17 protein-coding genes and 1 pseudogene are annotated in these 20,601 nt (G+C 61.7%); 17 read left to right on the top strand and 1 reads right to left on the bottom strand.

The window, feature by feature from the left end; translation table 11 throughout:
* Nucleotides 1–42: 42 nt before the first annotated feature.
* The 17 genes from EL217_RS07790 to EL217_RS07710 all read left to right on the top strand — a co-directional run bounded on the left by EL217_RS07790 (nt 43) and on the right by EL217_RS07710 (nt 19,061).
* On the top strand, nt 43–807 hold the full coding sequence (locus EL217_RS07790; protein WP_232018233.1) for a hypothetical protein: 765 nt from the start codon (nt 43–45) through the stop codon (nt 805–807).
* Nucleotides 808–1,018: 211 nt separating this feature from the next.
* Nucleotides 1,019–2,887: a peptidoglycan D,D-transpeptidase FtsI family protein gene (locus EL217_RS07785; protein ID WP_023030485.1), complete on the top strand. Its 1,869-nt coding sequence runs from the start codon at nt 1,019–1,021 to the stop codon at nt 2,885–2,887.
* Between the two features lie 9 nt (nt 2,888–2,896).
* Nucleotides 2,897–4,432, top strand: a complete 1,536-nt coding sequence (locus tag EL217_RS07780; protein ID WP_126319420.1) for a UDP-N-acetylmuramoyl-L-alanyl-D-glutamate--2,6-diaminopimelate ligase — start codon at nt 2,897–2,899, stop codon at nt 4,430–4,432.
* 2 nt (nt 4,433–4,434) lie between these two features.
* Nucleotides 4,435–5,964, top strand: a complete 1,530-nt coding sequence (locus EL217_RS07775) for a UDP-N-acetylmuramoyl-tripeptide--D-alanyl-D-alanine ligase (protein WP_126319418.1) — start codon at nt 4,435–4,437, stop codon at nt 5,962–5,964.
* A gap of 30 nt (nt 5,965–5,994) precedes the next feature.
* A complete protein-coding gene (gene mraY, locus EL217_RS07770) occupies nt 5,995–7,107 on the top strand; it encodes a phospho-N-acetylmuramoyl-pentapeptide-transferase (protein ID WP_023023075.1) in 1,113 nt (370 codons plus the stop codon).
* Between the two features lie 39 nt (nt 7,108–7,146).
* On the top strand, nt 7,147–8,544 hold the full coding sequence (murD, locus tag EL217_RS07765; protein WP_126319416.1) for a UDP-N-acetylmuramoyl-L-alanine--D-glutamate ligase: 1,398 nt from the start codon (nt 7,147–7,149) through the stop codon (nt 8,542–8,544).
* Nucleotides 8,545–8,569: 25 nt separating this feature from the next.
* Entirely contained in the window at nt 8,570–9,970 is a 1,401-nt protein-coding gene (locus tag EL217_RS07760) for an FtsW/RodA/SpoVE family cell cycle protein (protein WP_126319414.1), read from the top strand.
* Nucleotides 9,971–9,990: 20 nt separating this feature from the next.
* Nucleotides 9,991–11,100 carry an undecaprenyldiphospho-muramoylpentapeptide beta-N-acetylglucosaminyltransferase gene (gene murG, locus EL217_RS07755; RefSeq protein ID WP_126319412.1) on the top strand — a complete coding sequence of 370 codons (1,110 nt, stop codon included), beginning with the start codon at nt 9,991–9,993 and terminating at the stop codon, nt 11,098–11,100.
* Nucleotides 11,101–12,564, top strand: coding sequence for a UDP-N-acetylmuramate--L-alanine ligase (murC, locus tag EL217_RS07750; RefSeq protein ID WP_126319410.1), 1,464 nt, complete (start codon nt 11,101–11,103; stop codon nt 12,562–12,564).
* A complete protein-coding gene (locus EL217_RS07745) occupies nt 12,564–13,235 on the top strand; it encodes a cell division protein FtsQ/DivIB (protein ID WP_126319408.1) in 672 nt (223 codons plus the stop codon). The genes murC and EL217_RS07745 overlap by 1 nt, the downstream gene beginning before the upstream one ends.
* A 310-nt stretch (nt 13,236–13,545) precedes the next feature.
* A complete protein-coding gene (gene ftsZ, locus EL217_RS07740; RefSeq protein ID WP_126319406.1) occupies nt 13,546–14,895 on the top strand; it encodes a cell division protein FtsZ in 1,350 nt (449 codons plus the stop codon).
* A 24-nt stretch (nt 14,896–14,919) separates the two neighbouring features.
* Entirely contained in the window at nt 14,920–15,657 is a 738-nt protein-coding gene (gene pgeF, locus EL217_RS07735; RefSeq protein ID WP_126319404.1) for a peptidoglycan editing factor PgeF, read from the top strand.
* Complete coding sequence (locus tag EL217_RS07730) at nt 15,650–16,348, top strand: YggS family pyridoxal phosphate-dependent enzyme (protein WP_126319402.1); 699 nt, start codon at nt 15,650–15,652, stop codon at nt 16,346–16,348. Before pgeF ends, EL217_RS07730 begins: the two co-directional genes overlap by 8 nt.
* A 103-nt stretch (nt 16,349–16,451) precedes the next feature.
* Complete coding sequence (locus tag EL217_RS07725) at nt 16,452–16,925, top strand: cell division protein SepF (RefSeq protein WP_005283848.1); 474 nt, start codon at nt 16,452–16,454, stop codon at nt 16,923–16,925.
* A 94-nt stretch (nt 16,926–17,019) separates the two neighbouring features.
* On the top strand, nt 17,020–17,310 hold the full coding sequence (locus EL217_RS07720) for a YggT family protein (protein WP_005278444.1): 291 nt from the start codon (nt 17,020–17,022) through the stop codon (nt 17,308–17,310).
* Between the two features lie 208 nt (nt 17,311–17,518).
* On the top strand, nt 17,519–18,715 hold the full coding sequence (locus EL217_RS07715) for a DivIVA domain-containing protein (RefSeq protein WP_126319400.1): 1,197 nt from the start codon (nt 17,519–17,521) through the stop codon (nt 18,713–18,715).
* A gap of 139 nt (nt 18,716–18,854) precedes the next feature.
* Nucleotides 18,855–19,061, top strand: coding sequence for a hypothetical protein (locus EL217_RS07710; RefSeq protein WP_005278448.1), 207 nt, complete (start codon nt 18,855–18,857; stop codon nt 19,059–19,061).
* A gap of 353 nt (nt 19,062–19,414) precedes the next feature.
* Here EL217_RS07710 and EL217_RS07705 read toward each other — a convergent pair.
* Nucleotides 19,415–20,414 (bottom strand): annotated as a pseudogene (locus EL217_RS07705) (HNH endonuclease signature motif containing protein).
* Between the last annotated feature and the right edge of the window lie 187 nt (nt 20,415–20,601).

Raw genomic sequence — 20,601 nt, 5'->3', positions numbered from 1 at the left:
CAGCACATAACGGACAGCCGCGACAGAGAGGCCACTCGCAGCATGGGCGCCAGCCGAGACTTCACCACCGGAATCGACACCGGAGCGCCTACCGCTGTGCGCGAGCGCACCGCCCCTAGGGCTACCGGGAAAACGACACGTCGCACGGCCCCTAGCCGTACCCGGGTGCCGCACCGCGGGGCGAAGCGGCTTGGTTCGAAGCAGGTCGTCAGCTTCCGTGGCCGGCGAGTGCAACAGCAGACGAAGCAGAATAATGCTTTTACCCGCGTTGCTGTCTTGGCCGTTACCTTGGTCATCGGCGGGGTAGCACTGGCCATGTGGCTATCTGGTTTGTCCACCTCACAGACGTTTAAAATCCAGCAGCTGACGGTGCAGGAATCGCAGTTGGATAACCAGATTGAGTCGCTCAACCGAGACGCAGAAAATTTAAGCTCCTCGGCGGATATTGCCCGCCGCGCGGATGAATTGGGCATGGCCGTGCCCAAGCAACCTGGCGTGACTGAGGTCGGCGGGGATGGTGAGATCATCGCCAAGCGCGAAGGCACCCCGGATACGGAAAAGCTTATCGATGTCAACGGTGAACCCATCCGCCCGGGCCAAGCCTCGAGCGACCCGAAGGATACGGAGGGGATGTCTGATTCCCTCAACGCCGTGCCGCGCGGACAGCAGCAACATGCCCGCGGCAACGATGCGGACGAAAACCGGGATGAGCAACGCGGAGGCGATGACGCCGATAATCGCGATAGCGCAGACGATAATCGCCCCAACCTTCCCGCCCGCGCGCCGTACACCAGCCAGGCTGATTAAACGGACAGAATAAGTGGTGAAATTCTCTGTGCTCGCGCGTGGTAGCGCGGGCATTGCCCATCTTGTAGGGCACAATCGATACACGCAAGAACCTGTGGCGGCGAAGGGAAGGTGACTGAGCACCGTGACTGCACCGAATAATGGTGGCAACCGTGGGTACCGTCCGCGGCCACGCCGTGCTGCTAGCTCTGTTGTGCCCCAAAAAGCGATCATGCGCCAGCGCCTGCGCATCATTTTGACCTGTGTTGTCGTCGCCACCGTCGCTTTGGGCGGCCGCCTTGCGTGGGTGCAATTGGTCTGGGGTCCGGACCTTGCGGCAAAAGCCGTCACTCAGCGCGAACGCGTCTATATTGACCCGGCCCGCAGGGGAGAGATATTGGACCGGGATGGCCAGCGTTTGGCCTATACAATGAAGTCTCGTTCCTTGACTGTCTCTCCCACGCGCCTGCGCGATGAGCTCAAAGAGCAGGCGAAGATGGAAGCCACGTCCGAGGGAAAACTCGAGGGCATGGATGAGAGCAAGAAGGATGAGTACCTCACCAAACAAATGGAGGACAAACTCAAGGAGATGGCTGAGGGCATTCCGAAGATGATTGAGGATTCGGGTGCTTCTGCCTCCAAGGTCGATGCGAGCGATATTAAAAACAAGCTCAAGGCCGATACGCAGTACGAGGTCCTGGTCCGCAATGTGGACCCGGATGTCGCCGTAGAGATTTCCAATAAGTACCACGGTGTGGCGGCGGACCGGCAAGATATCCGCCAGTACCCAAACGGGGCGATTGCAGAAAACGTCGTGGGCAAGGTCTCTATGGATGGCCACGGCCAATTCGGCTTTGAGGCGGCCCGCGATACCGAATTAACCGGCATCGATGGGCAGTCCACGGAGGATGTCTCCACCGACGGGCAGGTTATCCCCGGCACCCTGCGCGATGTCGTGGATGCCGTCGATGGCCGCGATGTCACCCTCACCCTGGATTTGGATCTGCAGACCTACGTCCAGCAAAAGCTGGAAAAGGCCAAGGCCAATTCCCAGGCGGAGGGTGCCGAGGCCGTGGTGCTTGATGCCGCGACCGGCCAGGTGCTCGCCATGGCTAATACCGATACGGTGGATCCGAATAAGAATATCGAAGACCAGCTCAAGGAGGGCAAGGACTTCGAGAACCGCAGCATCTCCCACCCCTATGAGCCGGGTTCCGTTGCCAAGATAGTGACGGCGGCGGCAGCTCTGCAAGAGGGCATTACCACGCCGGATGAGGTGCACCAGGTCCCAGGTTCCATCGACATGGCTGGCGTGACCGTCAACGATGCCTGGCCTCACGGCACCGAGCCGTATACCACCACCGGCATCTTTGGTAAGTCCTCCAACGTGGGCACCTTGATGATCGCGGATAAGCTTGGGCCCGAGAAGTATGCGGAGTACCTGAAGAAGTTCGGCTTGGGCGCGACCACGGGCGTTGAGCTGCCCAATGAATCCGCCGGTACCGTGCCAGATCAAGAGCAGTGGTCGGGTGGTACCTTTGCCAACCTGCCCATCGGCCAGGGCCAGGCGTGGACGACGCTGCAGATGGCGAGCGTGTACCAAGCATTGGCCAATGGCGGCGAGCGCATCGAACCGCGCATCATCGACGAGATCAAAGACCCTGACGGCGAGACGGAAAAGCTACCCGAGCCCAAAAAGACCCAGGTAGTGGACAAGGAAACCGCCAAGACTGCGGTGGATATGTTCCGCGCCGTCTTCCAAGATGACGATGCCGGCGTGCAAAACGGTACGGCTGCGAATGCCCAATTGGACGGCTACCAGCTCTCCGGCAAGACCGGCACCGCCCAAAAGGTGGATCCCAATTCCGGGGCGTATTCTAATTCCGCCTACTGGATCACCTTTGCGGGCATTGCGCCTGCCGATGACCCACGATTCGTCGTCGCAGTCATGCTCGATGAGCCTAAGTCCGGCGTGGAAGACAATGGCGGCGGCGGCCAGTCCGCGGCGCCTATCTTCCGGGATATCTCTTCCTGGCTGCTCAATCGCGATAATATTCCCACCTCGAAACCAGCGCCGCGGATGACCCTGCGGGAACAATAGGAGCTTGAAATGTCTGTTTCCTTAGAAAAACTTGCGCAGCTTTCGCACGGACGCGTCATCGGTGATGGCACCGTAGAGGTCAGCGCGTGCGGCTTAGATTCCGCGAGCCTTCCCGAAGGCGCGTTATTTGCGGCCCTTCCCGGCACGCGGGTGCACGGCGCGCAGTTCGCCGGGGATACCAAGGCGGGCGCGGTGCTTACCGATGCCCCCGGTCTCGACCACCTCCGCCAAGCTAACGAAACCCGCCCGATCATCGTGGTAGACGATATCCGCGCCGTCTTAGGCCCGATTGCGGCAGAAATCTACGGACACCCCACCCGCGATCTCACGGTCTTGGGTATTACCGGCACCTCCGGCAAGACCACGACTAGTTACTTGCTGGAAGCTGGCCTCTTGCAGTCTGGCCACTCCGTGGGCCTTATTGGCACCACCGGCACCCGCATCAATCGCACGCCTGTGCCTACCTCCTTGACCACTCCGGAAGCCCCACGGCTGCAAGAGCTTTTTGCCCGCATGAAGGACGAGGGCGTGACCCACGTGGTCATGGAGGTCTCCTCCCACGCCTTGGAGCTCGGCCGCGTGCGCGGAACCAACTTTGCCGTGGCTGGATTCAGCAACCTTAGCCAGGACCACTTGGATTTCCATCCCACGATGGAAGAGTACTTTTCGGCCAAGTCCCGGCTATTTCTGGGAGAGCAGGCCGCCGAGCGCGCGGTCATCTGCGTTGATGACGAGTGGGGCGAGCGCCTGCGCGGAATGATAGAAGACGCCGATTCCCCGGTAACGACGGTGGCAACGCGTACAGGCGATGCCACGATCTCCGCCCGGCAGACGGCTACCGAAGTGACCGGTGCACAGGAGGTTGACCTCAACCTAGACGGCACCGACTATTCCTTCCGGCTACCGCTGCCCGGCGAATTCAATATCGCCAATGCCTCGCTCGCCCTAGGGATGGCTACTGCGGTGGGCGAAGACCCGCAGGTCTTTTTGACCGGCGTGGAAAACGTCGCCGTTCCGGGGCGTATGGAAAGGATCGACCGCGGGCAGGACTTTGTGGCCGTGGTGGATTATGCCCACAAGCCCGCAGCCATCGCAGCGGTGCTCGATACCCTACGCTTGCAATTGGAGGGCACTTCCGGTCGCGTCGGCGTCGTCGTGGGCGCCGGCGGTGACCGCGATAGCACCAAGCGCCCGATTATGGGAGAGGCTGCGGCCACCCGGGCGGATCTCACGGTGGTGACCGATGATAATCCGCGCACCGAGGACCCAGCCGCAATCCGCGCAGCGGTCATTGAAGGCGCTCGCCAAGCCGCGCCGGACGCCGATATTCGGGAGCAGGGCTCGCGGGCACGCGCCATCGATGAAGTGGTGGATTGGGCGCAGCCGGGCGATGCCATCATCGTCGTCGGCAAGGGCCACGAGGTAGGCCAGCTCGTGGGCGAACGCACCCTGCACTTTGATGACCGAGAGGAAATGGCGCGCGCCATCGAGGAAAAGCTGGCGGGAACGGCGCATCGCGATACTCTTAGGGATACGAAGGAGTAGTAATGATTCCACTTTCTATTGGAGATATCGCCGCGATAACCGGCGGTAGCCTGGATAGCGTTGATGATCCCGATGAACGCGTGACCGGTTTCGTAGAGTTTGATTCGCGCAAGGTCACCAGCGGCAGCTTGTTCGTAGCCCTACCCGGTGCCCGCGTCGATGGCCATGATTTTGCCGAAAAGGCCATAGAACAAGGCGCCGCGGCTGTGTTGGCCGCTCGGCCGGTGGGGGTACCGGCGATCATCGTCAAGCCCCAAGGCCGCGTGACCGGGGATGCCGCCAATGCCGATATTTATGCCAACGATGAGGATGGCTCCGCCGCCGCTGTGATTGGGGCATTATCCGATCTCGCGCGCGAGGTGACTTCCCGTCTCGCCGCGGAACAGGGCTTGGATATCGTCGGCGTTACCGGCTCCGCGGGCAAGACCTCTACTAAGGATTTGCTGGCTACCATCTTCCGCGCCGAGGGCGAAACCGTCGCCCCGCCGGGCTCCTTCAATAACGAGGTGGGCCTTCCCTATACCGCCCTGCGCTGCGATGAGCATACGCGTTTCCTCGTGGCGGAGATGTCCGCGCGCGGCATCGGCCATATTCGCCACCTGACCGAGATCACGGCCCCGACGGTGGGCTTGGTGCTCAACGTGGGCACCGCCCACCTGGGTGAGTTTGGTTCGCGTGAAAATATCGCCCAGGCCAAGGGCGAGCTCATTGAGGCCCTGCCAGCCGCGGCAGACGGCGGGGTAGCGGTGCTGAATGCGGACGATCCCTTCGTGGCTTCTATGGCACCGCGCACGCAGGCCAAGGTGGTCTTTTATTCCGCCAATCGCCCGCAAGCCGCGGATGCGCAGTACTATGCCACAGACATTGAGCTTGACGATGTCGCCCGCCCATCCTTTACCTTCCACGCCCCCGGCGTCGCGCCGATGAGCATTAAGCTGCAGGTCTTTGGCAAGCACCAGGTCTCCAACGCCCTGGCCGCGGCCGCGGCGGCCATCGAATCGGGCGTGGAACCCGCCGTTGCCGCGCGGGCGCTCAGCGGACACCAGACGAGCTCGGCGCACCGCATGGACGTGCGCACCCGCCGCGATGGCGTCACCGTCATCGATGACTCCTATAATGCCAACCCGGATTCGATGCACGCGGCGATTGCCGCCTTGGCCTATACCTCCGCGGCTCGTCCCGATGCCCGCTCCATCGCGGTGCTGGGGGAGATGGGCGAGCTCGGCGGCGAAGCCGTCGAAGCCCACCGCATCTTAGGCTCGGTCCTCTCTAAGTACCACGTGGATTGCCTCGTCGCGGTAGGAGAGGGAGCGCATACCGTAGCCATGGTGGAGGCCGCGCACGCGCACGGCATCCAGACCGAACTCTGCCCCGATATTGAAGCCGCGACGGCGGCCGTAGAAAATATCCTGCGGGTCGCCCCTGCCGGGGTGGAGGACTGGTCCGCGCGCGCGGCCAAGGACGTCGTCCTCGTAAAATCCTCGAATGCCCAGCGCCTGTGGCGCGTGGCAGAACAGCTCAATCGCCGTTAGTCCCTATCTCAAGGAGAAAGATCTCTAGCAATGACTCAGATCATTATCGCGGGCGTCGTTAGTTTCCTCGTCGCGATTTTTACCACCCCAGTTTTGGTTCGGTATTTTTCTGGCGTCGGAAAAGGCCAAGAAATCCGCGAAGACGGCCCGCAGCTCCATCTGCGCAAGCGGGGCACCCCGACGATGGGCGGTCTGGCGATCTTGCTGGCCATCACGGTGGCCTACCTCATCGTGGGCATCTATGCCCGCGCGACCGGCAACGGTGGGTTTAGCCCCTCGGGGTTATTGGTCTACTTCTTGACCATGGGACTCGGCGGCCTGGGTTTTGCCGATGACTTCATCAAGCTATTTAAAAAACGCAACCTCGGCCTCAATAAAACCGCCAAGCTGGTAGGCCAGCTGGCCATCGCGCTCATCTTCGGCATCCTCGCCCTACAATTCCCGGATGCCAATGGGCTAACCCCCGCCTCGACCAACCTGTCCTTCGTCCGCGATTTCGATACCTTCGATATCGCCGTTGGCGGTGCCGTCATCGGCACGATTATTTTCTTGGTCTTTTTGTACCTGCTCATCGCCGCGTGGTCGAATGCGGTCAACCTGACCGATGGCCTGGACGGCCTCGCCGCAGGTACTACCGCCATGGTGATGGGGGCCTATACGCTCATTAGCTTCTGGCAGTTCCGCAACTCGTGCTCGATTTCCCCGGCCGCCGGTTGCTACGAGGTCCGCGATCCTCTTGACCTCGCGGTTCTCGCAGCCGCGGGCCTGGGAGGTTGCCTCGGCTTCCTGTGGTGGAATGCCGCACCGGCGAAGATCTTCATGGGCGATACCGGATCTCTCGCGCTCGGCGGCCTCGTCGCCGGCCTTTCTGTGACTACCCGCACCGAGCTGCTGATGATCGTTATCGGCGCCATCTTCGTCATTGAAACGGTCTCCGTGGTCATCCAGATCGTAGTCTTCCGCACGACGGGCAAGCGCTTTTTCCGCATGGCGCCCATCCACCACCACTTTGAAAACGGCGGCTGGGCCGAAACCGCGGTTGTTACGCGTTTCTGGCTATTAAGCGCGATGGCCGCGATGGCGGGCATCTGCATCTTCTACGGCGATTGGCTCTCTGCAGTCAGCTTCGGAAACCTGCAATAAAGTTTTGGCACTAGATACTTAAGGATTGAGGCACTCATCATGGCTGAGCTACCACCTTTTCTGCGCGGGCATGTCCTCGTCGCAGGAGCCGGCGTCTCTGGCCGCGGGTGCGTGGCGATGCTCGCGCGCCTCGGCGTGGATACCACCGTCGCAGATTCCAATGCCGCTGCCCTAGCGGCCCTAGCGGAAGAGTTTGGCGTGGCTACGGTATCGACCGACGCCCCGGCACCGGGCGACTATGACCTGGTGGTGACCTCGCCGGGATGGCGTCCCGATTCTGAACTCTTAGATTCTTTCCAGGCCGCCGGCGTGGAGGTCATCGGCGATGTCGAGCTGGCCTACCGCCTCGATCGCGCCGAGGTCTTCGGCCCACCTCGCACTTGGCTGGTTGTCACCGGCACGAACGGCAAGACCACCACCACGGGAATGCTGACCAAAATCATGCAGGCCGATACCGCTCGCAGCGGGCTGCGCGCGCAAGCCGTGGGCAATATTGGCGTCTCGCTTTTTGATGCCCTGACCGCCATCCCGCGGGTCGACATCCTGTGCGCCGAGCTTTCGTCCTTCCAATTGCACTGGTCCAGCGAGCTGCGCCCCGATGTCGGCGTGCTGCTCAACGTGGCCGAAGACCACCTGGATTGGCACGGGTCCTTTGACGCCTATGCCCGCGCCAAGGCCAAGGCCTTGCACGGCACCCGCGCAGTGGTGGGCAAGGACGATGCCGCGGCGGGCCGCTATGCCGCTGGAATCGACGGCGTATACGGCTTTACCCCCGGCGAACCGGCCACTGGTGAGGTAGGGGTGAGCGCCGGGCGCTTGGTCTCCAGGCTGGAAGGCGAGGACGTCATAGATCTTGCCTCCGCCGAGGGCATCGAGCCGGCGGGCCTTGCGGGTGTCCTCGACGCGGCGGCGGCCGCGAGCGTGGCCCGCTTGGCAGGCGCTAGCCCCGCCGCCATCCAGGAAGGCCTAGCAGCTTACGCGGTGGCCGGTCACCGCGGCGCAGTGGTGCATGAGCACGGCGGGGTGGCCTATATCGATAACTCCAAGGCCACCAACCCGCACGCGGCCGATGCCGCCCTAGAAGGCTTCGATTCGGTGGTCTGGGTCGCCGGCGGCCAGCTCAAGGGCGCGGATGTAGATGAGCTCATCGCCACCCACGCCGCGCGGTTGAAGGCGGCGGTGCTGGTGGGCATCGACAAGAGCATCATCGCCGAGGCGCTGGCCCGCCGCGCCCCGCAAACCCCGGTTGAGCTCATCGAGGATACCGACCCGCAGGTGGCAATGAATGCCGCCGTGCGCGCCGCCGCGCAACACGCCGAGGCCGGCGATACCGTCCTCTTGGCTCCGGCTGCGGCATCGTTGGATATGTACACCGGAATGGCCCAACGCGGCGACCTTTTTGCCGCAGCGGCGCGGGATATCGCCCGCGCGCATTAGACCTTTTTCAAAATTAGGAGACTTCATGACGGCCACCTCCCCGCAGCGCCCCCGCGCAAAGAGCACGCGCGAGCGGATTAATGACGTGCGCGAACAAGCCCGCCAGCATCCCGGCCTGGATTATCTGCTTTTGCGCCTGATTATCTTCTCGCTCATTGGCATCGGCGTGGTCATGGTCTTTTCCTCGTCCATGGCCACGTCCCTGACAGAAGATGGCGGCGTGTGGAACCAGGCCCTGCGCCAAACCGCCATGGTCATCATCGGCTTGGGGGCGTTCTGGCTCGGCCTGAAGGTTTCCCCGCATACGCTGCGCAAATTTATCCCGTGGCTGTTGGCCCTTTCCATTTTGCTGCTCATCGCGGTGCTCATCCCCGGCATCGGTACCGGCCGCGAGGAGGTGGGCTCCCAGTCGTGGATCTACATTGGCCCGATTTCCCTGCAGCCCTCCGAGCTGGCGCGCATCACGGTGGGCATGTTCGGTGCCTCGGTGCTCGCGGATAAGGAACACCATTCCCTCAAGCTCTCGGACCCGTTCATGATGTACTCGCTCATTGCGGGCCTCATGTTCCTGCTCATCGTGGGGCAGGGCGACTTGGGCATGGCCTTGTCCTTTGCCCTCGTGGTGGTCTTCACGCTCTTTTTCGCCGGCGTCAACAGGCGCGTGCCCATCATCATCGGCATCTTGTGTGCGCTGGGACTGGTCGCCGTCTTCCTCATCGGCGGCTTCCGCTCCCACCGTTTCCACACCTATTTCGATGCCCTCTTTGGCAATATCTCCGATACCCAGGGCACGGGTTTCCAGTCTTACCAGGGCTTTCTCTCGCTTGCCGATGGCGGCTTCTGGGGCGTTGGTCTCGGCCAATCGCGCGCCAAGTGGTTCTACCTGCCAGAAGCCAAGAATGACTTCATCTTCGCCATCGTGGGCGAGGAGCTCGGCCTGTGGGGCGGCGCGCTAGTGATCATCCTTTTCGCAGCCTTGGGCTACGTGGGCCTGCGCACCGCCACCCGCGCGCAGAACCAATACCAATCCCTGCTGGCCGCGACGCTAACCATCGGCGTGGTGACCCAGGCGTTTATCAATATCGCCTACGTCGTCGGCTTGCTGCCGGTGACCGGTATTCAGCTGCCGATGATTTCCGCGGGTGGTACGGCCGCGATTATTACGATTGGCTCGATGGGCATCTTGTGCAACGTGGCCCGCCACGAGCCGATGCAGATTTCTGCCATGCAGAACTTCGGGCGCCCGCTATTTGATCGCCTCTTCTTCATCGGCGAGCCGGAGCCGCCGGCGGCGAGGAAGAAATCGCGGGGTCGGCACTCCCAGCCGCAGGGTGCCCGTCCGCGGGTGCGCGACGAGCGCTACGGCCGGCCGGTGACCGGAAGCGGGCGGAGGTATCCGCGCGCCGAGCACCGCCCGAGGCGGTAGGCGCTGGTAGCCTTTAGGCTATGAATTCCACGCCAATTTCCGTCGTCCTTGCAGGTGGCGGCACTGCAGGACATATTGAGCCCGCCCTTGCCGTCGGTGAAGCTTTGCGCGAGCGCTACGGCGCCCGGATTACCGCATTAGGGACCGAAAAGGGGCTGGAAAGCGATATTATTCCCGCCCGCGGCGTGGACCTGCGCCTGATTACCCCCGTGCCGATTCCCCGCAAGGTGAGCACCAACCTGGCCAAGCTCCCCGTCAAGCTTGCGCGGTCCGTCCGCCAGGCGCGAAAGGTCTTAAAGGACGTCGAGGCCGATGTCGTCTTTGGTACCGGTGGTTATGTCTCCGGGCCGGCCTATATCGCGGCAAAGACCTTAGGCATTCCCTTCTATGTCCTCGAGACCAACGCCCTGGCAGGCATGGCCAATAAACTGGGCGTCAAGCTCGGCGGCATTGGCCTTAATGCCCACGCCAATTCGGGCATGGAGGGCGAGGTCATCGGCATCCCGGTGCGCCCGAGCCTGGCCGCGTCTGCCGCGGATAAGGACGGGAATACCGCCGCGGATGCCCGCACGAAGTGGGATTTGGCGCAGCTGCCCACCATCCTCATTACCGGCGGTTCCCAGGGTGCGGCCAGCATCAACGGCGCCGTGGCGGGTGCCGCGGAGGACCTCACCAAGGACTTCCAGCTGCTGCACGCCTATGGCAAGAAAAACGATCCGCCTAAGCCGCACCCGAACTACGCCGCATTGCCGTATATCGACGACATGGCCGGCGCGCTCGCTGCGGCGGACCTTGTGGTGTGCCGTTCGGGCGCGATGACGGTGGCAGAGGTTTCCGCCGCGGGCCTTCCCGCCATCTACGTCCCGCTGCCGCACGGCAATGGCGAGCAAGCGCTGAACTCGCGCGAATTGGTAGAAGCCGGCGCTGCGGTGCAGATTCCCGATGCCGAATTGGGCGCCGATCGCCTCATCGAAGAGGTCCGCGCCATCCTCGATGATCCAGAGCGCCTGAAATCCATGACGCAAGCCGCCGCCCAGTCTAAGGCGGGGGATGCGGCGAATATCATCGCTGACCGCATCGCCACCCGCGTGCAGGACGCAGAATTGCAGGCTGGAAAGAAGGATAAGTAAATGACCGATCCCGCACAGTACGATCTCAGCCGCGTCCACCTCATCGGCATCGGCGGCTCCGGTATGTCGGGTCTTGCCCGCATCCTCGCCGCCCGCGGCGCCGTCGTGACCGGCTCCGATGTGAAGGACTCCACCCCGGTGGAGGTATTGCGCTCGATGGGCGCCAAGGTGGCCATCGGTCACGATGCGGACAACCTCAAGCTTTCTGGCGAGCTGCCCACCACCGTCGTGAGCTCCTTCGCGGCGATTCCGCAGGATAACCCGGAGCTCGTCGCAGCGCGGGACAATAATATCCCGCTCATTCGCCGCTCGGATCTGCTCGCCGCACTGATGGAGGGCCACACCCAGGTGCTATTGGCCGGCACGCACGGCAAGACCTCGACGACCTCGATGGCCGTGAGCGCCATGCAGCACGCGGGCCTGGATCCCTCCTTTGCCATCGGCGGCCAGCTCAACCGCGCCGGCACCAACGCGCACGGCGGCACCGGCGAGGCCTTCGTTGCCGAGGCCGATGAGTCCGATGCCTCGCTCTTGCGCTATAGCCCCGATATCGCCGTCATCACCAACGCGGAGCCGGACCACCTCGATTACTTCCACTCCGCGGATGCCTATTTCAAGGTCTTTGCGGACTTCGCGGATTTGGTCACCCCGGAAACCGGTTACCTCGTCGTGTGCGCGGAGGACGAGCATGCCGCCGAGATCGGTGAGCAGGCGCTTAGCCGCGGCATCAACGTCATCGGCTATGGCGGCGCGGAAAAAGCCCGCACCACCTCCGTTCCGCTTGCCGCAACGCTGACCGCGGAGGAAACCACCGCCGCCGGCATGGCGTGCACCGTGCAGCTGTCCCTGCCCGGCGTGGAGGAATCCGTGAGCTACCAGCTGCAGATTCCCGGCCACCACATGGTGCTCAACTCCATGGCGGCGCTGATCGCCGGCGTGCTATCGGGTGGCGAGCCCAGTACCATCGCGGAGGGGCTTGCGGATTTCAGCGGCGTGCGCCGCCGCTTTGAGTACCGGGGCAGCGTGGACTGGCAGGGCGGCAGCGTCCGCGTCTTCGACGATTATGCCCACCATCCCACCGAGGTCGCCGCGGTGCTGCGGGCCGCGCGCGCCAAGGTCGCGGCCGAGGGCAATGGCGGGCGCGTCATCGCCTGCTTCCAGCCGCACCTGTACTCGCGCACCATGGAATTCGACGCCGAGTTCGCGCAGGCGCTTGCGCTTGCCGATGCCGCCGTTGTACTCGACATCTACGGCGCTCGCGAGCAACCCGTGGAAGGCATTACCTCGCGCATTATCACCAATAAGATGCCAGAAGAGATGGAGGTTATCTTCGAGCCAGACTTTTCCGCCGCAGCCAAGGACGTGGTCTCCATCGCGCAGCCGGGCGATATCATCTTGACTATTGGCGCCGGTTCCATCACCCTCGTGGCCGCGGAAATCCTCGATGAATTGCGGGCCCACTAGTGCGGGTGTCGAAGAAACTCATTTTCGGCATCATCGGCGGCCTGCTCGCCCTCGTGCTGGTGGTGGGCGTCGCGGTATGGGCACTGCCCATCTTCAAGGTGAAAAACTTTGAGGTGGAGGGCGTGCACCAGCTCGATGCCGCCCAGGTACAGGAGGCCGCGGGCGTGCCCGAGGGCGAAAACCTCTTGCGGGTGGACGCGCACGAGGCCGCCAGTGGCGTAGCCAACTTGGACTGGGCGGATTCGGTGACGGTCTCGCGCGACCTGCCATCGACCTTGACCATCTCCGTCACGGAACACAAGCCCGTCGCCTTCGTGAAGCGAGACGAGACCACCTACCTCATCGATGACAAGGGGGAGGAATTTACTTCCGCAGAGCCGCCTGAAGGTGCGGTAGAACTTACCGGGGACATCGACAGTGGCTCCTCCGAGGCCCAAGACGCGGTGGCTGCCATTGCCGCACTGTCTGATGACGTGCGCCACCAAGTTGCCACCCTCGAGGTCACCGATTCCTACTCCTTGCAGTTCACTACCAAGGATGATCGCCGCATTTTCTGGGGTGCGAGCGATAAAAATAACGACGATAAGGCCCGCGCCTTCGCCACCGTGCTGAAGATGGAAGGCCGAGAATGGAATATCTCTAACCCCGAGCTGGTCACTACCCGCGGATAGGGTAGATACCTCGGTGGAGGCTGAGACAGACCCGAAAGTTTCCCTGCCGCGCCGCGCCCGAAGCGTATGCGCTGCAGGGTCTTTTATTTTCTCTTTTAGGTGGTGTCAATGGTGCGGAAGTGGCGGACAAAACCGCAGGCCAGCAACCCTAAAGTGGTACTTGAGAGTCCCGACACGCGTAAAATGAGCATGAAAATTACAGGTGTGTCGTTAAAGATGGAAAGGAACGCGATTCACGCTCGTGAAGCGCATACAATCCTCGTTTAATGCACGTGCAGACTTAAAGTAGCGAAAGGTGAGACCTGCTCACATGATCTCTTCCAATAACAATCTCGCGGATATCAAGGTCGTCGGTGTCGGCGGCGGCGGCGTCAACGCCGTGAACCGCATGATCGAAGAAGGCCTGAAGGGCGTCCAATTCGTCGCCATCAACACCGACTCCCAGGCGCTGATTTTCTCCGATGCCGATACCAAGCTCGACATCGGCCGCGAGGCCACCCGCGGATTGGGCGCCGGCGCCAACCCTGAGGTGGGCAAGACCTCTGCGGAAGACCACAAGTCCGAAATCGAGGATGCCCTGCAGGGCTCCGATATGGTCTTCGTTACCGCCGGAGAGGGTGGCGGCACTGGTACAGGTGCCGCCCCCGTTGTGGCTTCCATTGCGAAGAAGATGGGCGCGCTGACCGTGGGCGTTGTCACCCGCCCCTTCAAGTTCGAGGGCGCGCGCCGTACCCGCCAGGCCATGGCCGGCATCGAGGAGCTGCGCGAGGTTTGCGATACCCTCATCGTTATTCCGAATGACCGCCTGATGCAGCTCGGTGGGGAAGAGCTTTCCATCGTGGAAGCCTTCCGCGCGGCCGATGAGGTTCTGCACAATGGTGTCCAGGGTATTACCAACCTGATCACCATCCCGGGCATGATCAACGTCGACTTTGCTGACGTTCGCTCCGTCATGTCTGATGCCGGCTCCGCGCTGATGGGCATCGGCTCCGCACGGGGCGATAACCGCGCCATGACCGCCGCCGAGCAGGCCATCAACTCGCCGCTATTGGAATCCACGATGGAAGGCGCCAAGGGCGTGCTCCTGTCCATCGCCGGCGGCTCCGACCTGGGCCTGCACGAGGTTAACTCCGCGGCCTCCATGGTCGAAGAGCGTGCCGACGAAGACGTCAACCTCATCTTCGGCACCATCATCGATGACACCTTGGGCGATGAAATCCGCATCACTATCATCGCTACCGGTTTCGACGCCGAGGCCAATGCCGCCCAGGCCGCATCCGCCCAGCGCGCCCCCGAGCAGCGCAAGCCCGGCTCCCTCTTTGATAACCGTGACCGCGAGTCCGGCAACTCCGCCACCCCCGCACCTGCCCAGCCCGCCGCCGATGACTACGCACCGCGCCACTCCTATGAGCCGCGCGTCGGTCAGGGTGGCGTGGAGGACCGCCGCGCTGATGAGCGCCGCGTAGACGATCGTCGCTACGACGACCGCCGTGTGGAAGAACGCCGCCCCGAGGAGCGCCGCACCGAATCCACCGGCCTGTTTACCAACTCCGATCGCTTCCGCGAGGAGCGCCGCGAAGACTACCGCCTGTCCCGGCCAAGCCAGCGCCGCGATGACGATGGCGACGACGATCTCGATGTGCCGTCCTTCATGCGCTAAGCACAAACCGCTACGCTGGTGTGCATGCCAGTAAACGAGGAACATCGCACCAGCCGCCCCGTCCGTATGGTTTTTACTAGCCGTGCAGGCGGGGCGTCTGCATATCCCTATGAGTCTTTCAATCTTGGCGGCCACGTCGGCGACGAGCCAGCCAACGTCGCGGCCAACCGCGAGCGCCTCTTGCGCGTGACCGGGCTCGAGAACATCGTATGGATGGAACAGCTCCACACCAATACGGTCACCATTATCGACGGCCCGCACGAGTCACCGGTTCCAGCCACGGATGCGGTGGTGACCACGCAACGCCGGCTTGGCCTTGGCGTCCTCGTCGCCGATTGCACTCCCGTGCTGCTTGTCGATGTCCCCGCCGGCGTCATCGCCGCCGCCCACGCCGGCCGGCTCGGTGCCCGCAACGGCATCGTGGTCAATACCGTGCGCGAGATGCAGAAACTTGGCGCTCAGCCGGAGCGAATCCAGGTGGTCATGGGACCCGCCGCATCCGGGAAAAACTACGAGGTGCCAGAAGAAATGGCCAACGATGTCGAACGGCGCCTTCCCGGCTCGAAGTGTAGGACCGCGAAAGGGACGTGGGGCATCGACGTGCGCGCTGGGCTTATCCGCCAATTGATGGGCCTGGGCATTACCAATATCGATTCGGATCAGCGCTGCACCATTGAGGACACGGATTTCTTTTCTTATCGCCGCGAAGGAACCACCGGCCGCCAGGCCGGTGTGATTTGGTTGGAGGCTAATCATGAGTAACCGGAAACAAGAACTGGCAGATAATCTTGCCGCAACGAAGGAACACATCAGCGCCATTGCCGCCGAGCACGACCGCCCATCACCGCAGCTATTGGTCGTGACCAAGTTCCACCCCGCAGAGGATATCGCCCTTCTAGCGGAGCTCGGGGTGGAAGATGTAGCGGAAAACCGCGAGCAAGAAGCCCGGGCAAAGGCGCAGAAACTAGACCAGCTGCGCTTTCACATGATTGGCCAGATTCAAACCAAGAAGGCCAACCACGTCGCGCGGTGGGCCGCCAGCGTGCATTCGGTGGATTCGGTGAAACTGGCCAACGCGCTTGACCGCGGCGTGAGCCTGGCCAAAGAGCGCGGCCAGCGAGAGTCCAACCTCCCGATATTCATTCAGGTTTCTGCCGATGGCGATACCTCCCGCGGTGGAGTAGTCCGCGAGGAGCTGGATGAGGTCATCGAGGCTGTCGAAGCGGCGGAGCACCTAGAATTCGCCGGGCTCATGGTGGTTCCTCCCCTCGATGCCGATGCGCAGGAGGTATTTTCTACGGTGCGCGCAGACGTGGATCGCCTGTCCGAGCGCCTTGGCCGGCAGCTCAAACTATCGGCTGGGATGAGCGCGGATATGGATGCGGCGATTGCCGCGGGGACGGATATTGTGCGTGTCGGAACCAGCATCATGGGAAAGCGCCCAGTAGGTTAAAAATATCGCAAAAGCGCATTTCACAGCGTAAATCACATGAGTCACATCATTCACATTTGCGCGCTTGAACTTGAACAAATTTAGGTCAGAGGGAGACCCAAAAATGTCATTCATTGATAGGACGAAGAATTTCTTCGGGCTTGGTCCGATGGATTTCGAAGAAGACGACGCCTACTACAACGACGAGCCGCGCTACGCGGGCAACGGAGCTGCCACTTCTGCGGCCTACGCCCCGCGCCGCGCCCCGCAGGCTTACGAGCCGGCCCCAGCGCCAGCGCCCGTCGAGGAAAAGTTCGTTCCGACTATCGTGGCAATCTCCCTGACCTCGTTCAACGACGCCGCCAAGGTGGGCGAGCCCTTCCGCGATGGCGATGCAGTGGTCTTTGAGCTTACCGATGCCGAGCGCGGCACCGCCAAGCGCTTCATCGACTTCGCAGCCGGCCTCTGCTTCGGCCTGGAAGGTCGCATGCTCAACCTTTCGAAGGGCATGGACACCCAGCGCAAGGTATTCGCCGTCGTGCCCAAGTCCGCCGATATCGCTAAACCTGAACTGGAGCGCGCCGCCGGTCTGCGCTAGGAGCGCGGGCCAGGCACAACGACGCACATCCCATTAACCCCCGTACGGTGCGCAATGCGCACGTGCGGGGGACTATTCGATAGGCTGAGTAATCGTGACTGAAATTGGAATTATTCTCATCTTCTTGGTGAGGGTTTATACATGGGTATTGATCGCCCGGATTATTATCGAGATGATTCAATCCTTCTCGCGGCAATTCAACCCGCCGCGCTGGTTCATGATCATCGCTGAGCCTCTTTTCGCCATCACGGATCCGCCGGTCAAGGCGCTGCGCCGGGTCATTCCTCCGCTGCAGATGGGTGGAATCGCGCTAGATGTTTCCGTCTTAGTGCTGTTTTTCATCCTGTCGTTCCTGACGCTTTTCCTGCAGGTAATTTTCTTGTAGGACGACCCCGCATCACCCCGTAACCTGTGGTAGACATTGAGAGTCAGCGTTACGTCCATTATTGTGGACTTTCGGTTACAATAAAATGCGATAATCCGTATCATGAACCACATATAACTTTGTGGGGAAGGTTTAGATAAACTGGAACCGCAGCTCCTAAGGCCCTGGAACCTCCGGGGTTCTATCAACTCGAAGGGGAAGACAAGTCATGCCACTGTCACCAGCTGATGTACACAACGTCGCGTTCAGCAAGCCGCCGATTGGCAAGCGTGGCTACAACGAGGATGAGGTAGATCAGTTCCTCGACCTCGTTGAGGACGCCCTTGCCCAACTGCAGGATGAGAACGAAGACCTGCAGGCGCAGGTGAGCGATCTTAGCTCAGGCGCCAAGGCCGGCGGAGCAGGGGCTGGTGCCGCAGCCGCCGCAACCTCTGGTGCAGATGAAGAAGCTCTGCGCAAGGAGATTGAGGCCAAGCTGCGTGCTGAGTATGAAACCAAGTTGGCAGATTCCAAGTCCGAGGTCTCTCGCGCTAAGGAAGAAACCAAGAAGGCCCAGGAGCAGGTAAAGGCCGCCCAGGCCGAGGCCGCAAAGGTCAAGGAAAGCGGTGCCGATGCCACCGCAGCGGGTGCTACCGCCGCCGCTAATACTGCCGAGCTTAAGGCTGCTCGCGACGAGGCAGCAAAGGCCAAGAAGGAAGCCGAGGAGGCTCGCGCAGAGGCCAAGCAGGCCAAGGAGAAGCTGGAGTCTTCCCAGCGCGAGAACGAGAACCTGAAGAAGTCCGCTTCCGCCGCTGGTTCCTCCAACTCGGCCGCCTCCAGCGCCGCAGCGGCCGCCGCAGGTGCTGGTGTAGCACAGGGCGCAGATGGCTTGGCTACCCCGGATACGCACATGCAGGCAGCCCGCGTGCTGGGCTTGGCCCAGGAGATGGCGGATCGCCTGACCTCTGAGGCACGCGCAGAGTCTGAGTCCATGCTGACCGAGGCCCGCACGGCCGCTGAGAAGCAGCTTTCTGATGCCGACTCTCGTTCCAAGGCACAGCTTGCCGAGGCGCAGAAGAAGTACGACGCTCAGGTGCAGGATGCAGAAACCCGCTCCAAGAAGCTGGTTTCTGAGGCAGAGGAGAAGGCTCAGCAGACCGAGTCCGATGCTTCCTCCCGCGCCGAGGCGCAGATTCGCCAGGCGGAGGAGAAGGCCGCATCGCTGCAGGCCGATGCCGAGAAGAAGCACACCGAAGTCATGAACACCGTCAAGCAGCAGCAGACCGCCTTGGAGGCGCGCATCTCCGAGCTGCGCACCTTCGAGCGCGAGTACCGTACCCGCTTGAAGACCCTCCTCGAGTCCCAGCTGGAAGAGCTCGAGACCCGCGGAACCGCCGCACCAAACGGCGATGCCGGCAAGAACTAAAAAGCTGGTTGGCAGTAACTAAACCAAATTAGTTACCCGTAGCGCCCACGCCTCTAGGGGAGTGGGCGCTATTGTGGTTTTATCCACCTCGCTATGATTGTTCCCATAGCTACTTTTAACCCCTCTGAGAGGAACTGACATGCTCGTTGCTGCCCTCGTCCTTGCCCTTGTGGCCTTCGTGGCTTTGGTGATGTATGTCTTAAACACCGCCGATTGGGCGTTGTACCTCGTATTCATTGCAGCGGGCTCCGGCATCGTGTTGTTTATTATCGATTGGGCGCGCAAGTACCGTGCGGATAATAACGCGCTTGAAGAAGACCTGTCTCAGGGCTGGAAACAGAACTAGGCCCAGCGCCGTCCAGGATCGCTCAGCCCCGGTCAGACTGGGGCAGGTAGGGTCAGGCTGGGTTAGATTCGGTCACGTTCCGTCAGAAGTATTAGCTCCCGCCATTGCGGCATGCCAAAGTAGGCGCACGACGGCGCCTCGTCTAACCGGTGGGTCCAACGCCAGTGCTAACCGCACTAACCGCACCACCCCAATTGCCCGCACCGCCCGTAATCATTCGCAACATCTGCGGTCTACCGGATCGTGGTTTCCTCGGTTTCTTCGGATCTCTCAGATTCCCCGTCCGGGTTGTGAATCCCGTTCCTGCGGCGGTCCCTTCCGCAGATCCGCTACGAACCCCGTATAATATTTATCTAATCTGGGGGCTCCCACCGGATGGTCCCATTCCGGCGAACGAGGTGCCCGCGCAGTGGCGGGGCATTGGGGTCATCGTCGTTGACCCCGTTGTGGTAGGCGCAGGCTGTGGATAAGTTACCTATGTTGGTCAATCCACCGTGCAACCACGGCTCCAAATGATGAATCTGACATTCGTCAGCGGGCTTATTGCACCGCGGCCACGGGCAGATTGGGTTTTCTGCAGCGGCCATCAGGCGCTGTTTCGCATTGGCAAAGCGCTCCGTGCGGTACAGGTTCACCGCTCCCTCATAGGGGCTAATAAGGGTAATCAGCCCGCGTTCCTTAAGCGCGCGCTCGAGGTACTCGGCGCCGGTAAGCGTAGCGCCATTGGTCATTTGGAGCTGGATTTCTTCGCCATCGCCGTTGATGATGCGTACGTAGTCATCCAGGTTGACCAGGACATTGGTTATCACCGTGGTCTTTACGGCGGTACCGCCGCCGAAAAAGGTCTGTTCCACCGCCTCGAGCGGCTCCTTGCTGCTCTCTTTTAGCGCGGCATGAAGGTCTGTAATAAGCGTGGAGCGCGCATCGATGGCCAGGGTCCACGGCGCGTTCTTGCGGCGAATGATGCGCACCCCAGGCTTAACCTTCTTCTTTTTCGCAGGTAGCTTAGATTTTGCCAGTTTTTCTAGGTCCGCCGTGCCGGCGTTGGTAGTGCAGAGCTGCTCGCGGAGAAGCCAGGCATCGAAAAGCGTGGGCATCTTGCGGGCATACTTTTCGATGATGGACAACGCCACGATGGAATGACCATTGCGCCGGGCACCGTCCATGGCTCGCCGGCGTCGGCCGGTGAATTTGGTGTTTCCGCAATAAGCCTGCTTTGAGCAGGATAAGCTCCCGCGCCGTGTGCTCCGGCGCACCATGCGCCCGCAGATCGTCCTCAGACAGGCCAGCGCACCCGGCGACGATATCCATCCCCGGGGCCATAGCTGCTAAGTAATTCTCGAGCGCGGTCATGCTTCATAATCTATGGCCGCGTGCAACCACGTACAACAGGAAAATTTCTACCTGTGGATAACTTTTGTGCACAGCGTTCTTGTGGCGCTATACTGGCGGGCACATGCGATGATCCGGCCATCACCGGGGGAGCAATTCAGAAGAACGGCCATAAGGCTCAGTAGAACTGAACGGGTGGGACCGTTAT

The organism is Corynebacterium segmentosum (genome assembly GCF_900637825.1).
Lineage (GTDB): Bacteria > Actinomycetota > Actinomycetes > Mycobacteriales > Mycobacteriaceae > Corynebacterium > Corynebacterium accolens.
The sequence above is the reverse complement of the archived record's forward strand: the minus strand, read 5'-3'. Positions and strand labels throughout refer to the sequence as shown.